The sequence below is a fragment of the Alcanivorax sp. HI0007 genome (genome assembly GCF_001635525.1).
Taxonomy (GTDB): domain Bacteria; phylum Pseudomonadota; class Gammaproteobacteria; order Pseudomonadales; family Alcanivoracaceae; genus Alcanivorax.
In genome coordinates this window covers 56,037-62,052 of sequence record NZ_LWEJ01000262.1, presented here as the reverse complement: position 1 = coordinate 62,052, position 6,016 = coordinate 56,037, and the positions used below count along the sequence as shown (strand labels likewise).

The 6,016-nt window shown below is 63.5% G+C and carries 6 protein-coding genes; 5 read left to right on the top strand and 1 reads right to left on the bottom strand.

Features of this window, described 5'->3' with window-relative positions; all coding sequences use genetic code 11:
- Positions 1 to 406, top strand: a 406-nt coding sequence (locus tag A3714_RS18125; protein WP_063527198.1) for a hypothetical protein, incomplete at its 5' end; no start/stop codon positions are given.
- A 65-nt stretch (positions 407 to 471) separates the two neighbouring features.
- Positions 472 to 1,500: an alpha/beta hydrolase gene (locus tag A3714_RS15615; RefSeq protein ID WP_082844712.1), complete on the top strand. Its 1,029-nt coding sequence runs from the start codon at positions 472 to 474 to the stop codon at positions 1,498 to 1,500.
- 181 nt (positions 1,501 to 1,681) lie between these two features.
- On the opposite strand, the gene A3714_RS15610 is transcribed toward A3714_RS15615, so the two are convergent.
- Complete coding sequence (locus A3714_RS15610) at positions 1,682 to 2,449, bottom strand: ATP-binding protein (RefSeq protein ID WP_063509082.1); 768 nt, start codon at positions 2,447 to 2,449, stop codon at positions 1,682 to 1,684.
- Between the two features lie 256 nt (positions 2,450 to 2,705).
- Between A3714_RS15610 and A3714_RS15605 the strand changes: the two genes are divergently transcribed.
- Genes A3714_RS15605 through A3714_RS15595 form a run of 3 tightly spaced genes read left to right on the top strand, consistent with a single transcriptional unit; the run spans position 2,706 to position 5,794 of the window.
- Positions 2,706 to 2,993, top strand: a complete 288-nt coding sequence (locus tag A3714_RS15605; protein WP_063509081.1) for a hypothetical protein — start codon at positions 2,706 to 2,708, stop codon at positions 2,991 to 2,993.
- A gap of 15 nt (positions 2,994 to 3,008) precedes the next feature.
- Complete coding sequence (locus A3714_RS15600) at positions 3,009 to 4,367, top strand: DUF2868 domain-containing protein (RefSeq protein WP_063509080.1); 1,359 nt, start codon at positions 3,009 to 3,011, stop codon at positions 4,365 to 4,367.
- On the top strand, positions 4,364 to 5,794 hold the full coding sequence (locus A3714_RS15595) for a GTPase/DUF3482 domain-containing protein (protein ID WP_063525750.1): 1,431 nt from the start codon (positions 4,364 to 4,366) through the stop codon (positions 5,792 to 5,794). Before A3714_RS15600 ends, A3714_RS15595 begins: the two co-directional genes overlap by 4 nt.
- The last annotated feature ends 222 nt before the right edge of the window (positions 5,795 to 6,016 follow it).

Below are 6,016 nucleotides of genomic sequence, written 5' to 3'. Positions count from 1 at the left end.
GCTGCGTGCTGCCGTGGCGCCTTCCGGCGATACCTGGCGGGCCGAGAACAGCCGCAACAAGGTAGATTACACCGTGGATCATATCGGCGCCTTGCTGGCCACCGGCCGGTTGCCGTTCCAGTCACCGGTCACGCTGCCCGTGCTGGATGCCTACGTAGACGAATTTTTCGTGCAGGGCTTTGCGGGTATTGCCGATGTGAAGGTGAAAACCAACCGGCGCCGCTGCAACGCGCTGCGCTGCCGGGATGATGTCTCGCGTAATGATGAGACCAGTCTGGCCTTTGGCGCCGGAGTGGGCGTGCGCACCACGTTCAATCTGGGGCTGACCCTCCAGTACATGCAGTACGTGGACAAGGATTACATCACCGTGACCGGCATCGAAGGCGGTCTGGAGTGGTATTTTTAGTAACGTTTCATGCCGACGGCCTGATGCATGAGCGTCATCGACGGCAGATACAAAGAGGACAATCGATGAATCCTGCAGTATTCGAGCGTGGCGCGGTGCGCGCCCTGATGAGCCTGCCCGGTGCGGTGCTGGACAAGCTGTCCGCAGGCCTGGAAACCCACAGTCGCTCCCATCTGGATTCCCGCCTGCGCTTCCTGTTGGCGCTCAGCGCCGCCAAGCCGACGCTGGATAGCGGTACCGTGGAACAGGCTCGCCGCCTGTACCGGGATGTCATCAATCTGCTGGATGTGGCGCCGGTGTCTTTGCCCGTGGTGGTCGATCACCAGGTGCCGCGGGACGATGGCAGCTCGATGCGGGTGCGGCGTTATCGTCCGGCCCTGGCGCCACGGGTGGCGCCGGCAATCCTGTTCATGCACGGTGGCGGCTTTACCGTGGGTGGCGTGGACGAGTACGACCGCCTGTGCCGCTACATTGCCGACCGCACCAATGCGGTGGTGTTGAGTGTGGATTACCGGTTGTCCCCGGAGCATCCCTCTCCGGCGGCGGCGGAGGATTGCCTGGCCGCCTGGCGCTGGTTGCTCGACAACACCGCCGCCATGGGGCTGGACCCGCAGCGGCTGGCGGTGATGGGCGACAGTGCCGGCGGCAACCTGAGCGCCGTGGTCTGCCAGCAGGCCAAACAGGCCGGCCTGCCCCTGCCTGCCCTGCAAGTGCTGATCTACCCCACCACCGACGGGGCTCTCAAGCACCCCTCGGTGCAGACCCTGGGCCAGGGCTTCGGCCTGGATATGGCCTTGCTGGCCTGGTTTCGCAGCCAGTTTATTCACGATCCGGCGATGATGGAGGACTTCCGCGTGTCGCCCCTGCGCAACCCGGACCTGTCCGGTCTGCCCCCCGCCATCCTGATCACCGCCACCGATCCCCTGCGGGATGAAGGGCTGGAATATGGCGAGAAATTGCGGGCAGCGGGGGTGGATGTCACTGCCCTGGATTACCCGCAACTGGTCCACGGCTTTCTCACCATGGGCGGTGTTATTCCCGCGGCACGCAAGGCGGTGAATGCCATCTGCGACGCCACCGTCCAGCGGTTGTGATTTAGTTAAAAGGTGAAAGTTCAACGTTAAAAAAGCGCGAGATGGTGTTGTTGCCAAGGGTGAAAGCAGGTGGCCGCGTTGGTGGCTAAGAACGCAGCATCACAGCGGCGCGGCGCGTGGGCTTTTCGGTTGCTCCCCACCTCGCTTCGCGCTTTTCAACTTTAAACTTTCACCTTGCTCCTCAAAACTCCCCCACAAACTGATTATAAAACTGCCGTGCCGTACGTCCGGAGCGCACGCCTTTTTCCATGGAAAATCGGCGCGCGCGAACGTGCAATTGCGCCCGGTCTTTTACCGGGCCAAACAGGTGATCGACGATCTCGAAATACTGCGGTTCGCTGATCGGGTAAAAACTCAACGCCAGCCCGAAACGATCCGAAAGGGAAATCTTTTCCTCCACCGCATCACCGTGATGAATCTCCCGGCCCACCACCTGGCTCTGTTCATTGTCTTTCATGTATTCCGGCACCAGATGGCGACGATTGCTGGTGGCGTACAAGCGCACATTCTCCGGCGGCAATTCCAGGGAGCCTTCCAGCACACTTTTCAGATGCTTGTACTGGTGTTCTCCGTCCTCGAACGACAGGTCATCGCAGTAGACGATAAAGCGCTGACTGCGTTCGCGGATATCATCAACGATATCCGGCAGATCCTGCAGGTCGTCCTTGTCCACCTCGATCACCCGCAACCCCCGCGGCGCAAACTCGTTCAGCAACGCCTTGACGATGGAGGACTTGCCGGTGCCCCGGCTGCCCCACAGCAGCACATGATTGCAGGGTTCGCCGCGTAGAAACCGTTCCGTGTTCTGCAGGATCTTCGCCTTTTGGGTATCGATGCCGAGCAGATCCTCCAACCGTACCGGATCCGGTCGGCTCACCGGTCGCAGGGTGCCGGAACGGCCCCGCCAGATCGCGGCAGGAATGTTGCGCCAGTCGATGTTGGACGCCATGGAAGCCTCGTGAGAAAAAGTGGGAAAGCAATGACGCCGCCAGGAAAATAACGAAGCCTGACAAACCGGTCTTTCGTTGGAGCCTTGCTTGCAAGGCGAAGAGGCGGCTGTTCTGAAAGGATTCGCCTTGCAAGCAAGGCTCCAACGGTGAAAGTCTAACAAAAGTTTTTCCTCGGGAGCATGCGTGGCCGCTGAACTTTCACTATGCTTGAATCTCCAATGCATGGTCCTCGACGACTATTTCAGGAGATCGTCAATGAAAGCTGTTGCCCTGGTTGTGCCCGCTCTTGCCTTGCTGGCCACCGCCTGCGCCACCCAGTACGACACGGACTACCCGGCCGGGCTGCCGGAAAGCACCACCACCTGCCCGGAAGATCCGCCCCAGGCCTGCACCATGGATTATCGCCCGGCCTTCGGCTATGACGAGCAAGGGGGCATCCTCGGCGAGTACGGCAATGCCTGCGGAGCCTGTGCCACTGACGGGGTGAAATACACCTCCCCCAAACAGCTGCCGCAACCGGCCGCTGCCCCGGACGACAAATAACCTCGAGGTCGCCCCTTGCCCAAGGCCCTGACCCTGCTGCTGGATTTTGACGACCAGTACCGTCGTGATGTGCAACAGAGCCACGCCTTTCTGCACCGCCGCGATCGCCGTTTTGCCCAGCAGCAGGAAGACCAGAAACAACCGCTCACCGTGCCAGCCTGGCTGGCGGCCCTGCATGCCCTGAACGGCCAGCGCCGTGAAGCCGGCGCCGACCCGCGCCTGCGTCACTGGCGCCAGGCCCGTTGGGTGTTTGCCGGCCTGGGAGCCCTGCTGGGGGCGGGTTTCATGCTGGGTCTGCTCTGGTATGACGGCAGCCGGCAGATCAACCTGACACTGCTGATCGGCCTGGTGGCCCTGCAACTGCTGCTGGCCCTGTTCACCAGCCTGCAGGCCTGGCTGGGCTGGCAGCCCTGGGGCAGCCTGCTGGGGCCGCGCCAGGGGGAGGATCCTCTGGCCGCCCTGCGCCCGGCCCTGTGTGCCCGCATCGCCCACACCGGGGGGTTGCTGTTTGCCATCAGCGGTCTGCTGACCTTGCTGGCCCTGGTGGTGGTGCAGGATCTGGCCTTCGGCTGGAGTACGACACTGCAGACCTCCGCCGACGGTTATCACCGGATGGTGGCGGCCCTGGCCCAGCCCTGGCAGAGCCTGTGGCCCGCAGCGGTCCCCTCGGCGGAGCTGGTGAGCGCATCCCAGTTCTACCGGCTTGCGGACACTCCGGCGGATAACCCGGCCTTGCTGGGGACCTGGTGGCCCTTTGTGCTGATGCTGTGGCTGATGTATGTGCTGTTGCCCCGGCTGGTGTTGCTGATGCTGGCGGCCCTGCAGCTCCGCTGGCAGGCCGGCCGGGCCCTGCGCGCCCACCCGGGCTGGCAGGGGCTGTTCTATCGCTTCGAGACGCCCTGGGTGGAAACCCGTGGCCAGGAAGACAGCCAGCCCGCCCCGGCGGCGGCCAAAACGGACCTGTCGCCCCTGCCGGACAGTGCCACCCTGATCCACTGGGCCGGCGCTGCCATTGACGCCCCCGGCCTGTTGCCCCGCCTCAGCCGCGATCCGGGGCCGCTGCAGTGCCGTGCCGGGGGCAACAATTCCCTGGAAGAAGATGCCCGGGTGCTGGAACAGACCGGTGCCCGCAATCAGCCGGTGATCCTGGTCACCCGGGGCTGGGAGCCACCCACCGGGGAACTCAGCGATTTCATTGTCGATGCCCGCGATCACTGGCCCGCCGCCACCCTGCTGGCCCTGGTGCCGCTGGCGGATGAGCAGGGCACCGCGCTCACCGATGCCGGGCTGCTGGCCCAGTGGCAACGCTTCGTGGATCGTCAGGGCGACAGCCATCTGTTGCTGTGCGCCCCCCGGGAACAGGATCAACCATGAACGAAACGGCCCAACAACTGCCCCGCTTTGCCGTGGTTGGCCACCCCAACAAGGGCAAGTCCAGCGTGGTGGCCACCCTGGCCCAGAACGATTCCATTGCCATCGCCATGGAGCCGGGCACCACCCGCGACAGCCACCGTTACCCCATGAAGGTGGATGACACGACCCTCTACGAGCTGATCGACACTCCCGGGTTCCAGCGTCCCCGCAAGGTACTGGCCTGGTTGCAGGGGCACAGCCTGTCCGCCTCCGATCGCCCGGAAACCGTGGCGGCTTTCGTCACCCAGCATGCGGACGATCCCCGTTATCACGACGAGTGCGAGCTGCTGCGTCCCATCGTGGACGGCGCGGGGATCATCTATGTGGTGGACGGCTCGGTACCCTACAACCGCGAACACGAAGCGGAAATGAACATCCTGCGCTGGACCGGCCGCCCCAGCCTGGCGCTGATCAACCAGATCGGCAGCGACGATCACAGTGCCGACTGGGAAGCGGCCCTGGGCCAGTATTTCCAGATCGTGCGCCGTTTTGACGCGGTGCGCGCTCCCTTCGAAAAGCACCTGGACCTGCTGCGCAGCTTCGGGCAACTGGCGCCGGACTGGCGCGAGCCGCTGGATGCGGCGCTGGAATACCTGCAGGCCCTCAAATTTGGCCGCGACAGCCAGGCCCTGGAACATATCGCCGATGCCCTGATCGACATGCTCGGCCATCAGGAAAGTGCCCGCCTGGGTGAGCACGAACCGGCCAAACCGCTGCTGCCCAAATTGCGCCAGCGGTGGCATCACTGGCAGCGCGAACGGGAGCAGCGCCTGCGCCGGTCGGTGGAAGATCTTTATCAGCACCGTCGCCTGCAACGGCAGGAAAGCGACCTGCTCACCCCGGACGATGGTGACCTGTTCAGTGAGCGTACCCGCCAGCTCTGGGGCATCAGCAAGACCCAGCTGGCCGCCGCCGGCTTCGGTGCCGGTGCGGTGGGCGGCGCGGGCCTGGATGCGGTGACTCTGGGGCATTCCCTTGGCACCGGCGCGCTGATCGGTGGTCTGCTCGGCGCCGCCGGCAGCTATTACTACAGCGACAAACTCACCCGCCTGAAACTGGGCCCGCTCAGTGGCGGCTTCCGGGAAGCGGTCTACGGCCCCCTGAAAGACCCCCAGTTCGCCTATGTGGTCCTGGGCCGTGCCCTGGTGCACAGCTACGAAGTCAGCCAGCGCAACCACGCCGGTCGCGACGTGCTGGTGGTCAATGAGGCCGGTGAACACTGGCTCGATCACATGGACCGCAAGGAGCGCCAGCGCCTGCACAAGACCCTGCTATCCCTGGCCAGCCGTAAATTCGAACCGGGCAAACGCCAACGGCTGATCGAGCAGCTGGAACAGGCGCAACAGGCGTTCGGGCAATGGCAGATGGGGCAGTTTGAAGGCAGTTGACAGTTGATAGTGGACAGTTGACAGCTACGCGGTCTTGATTGGCTGTTAATTGTAGCGCAGCAGGCCGCGCTTAAAGCTTGGGCGCGGCCTCAAGTGTTTTAAAATCGACAAACCGGGCTCGCGCCGCTGTCAACTGTCCACTATCAACTGCCAACTGTATTTTTTTGCATTCCACTCAGTCAGCAAAACCGCCCTGGCAGCAGATTTGTGAAGGCTATTCGT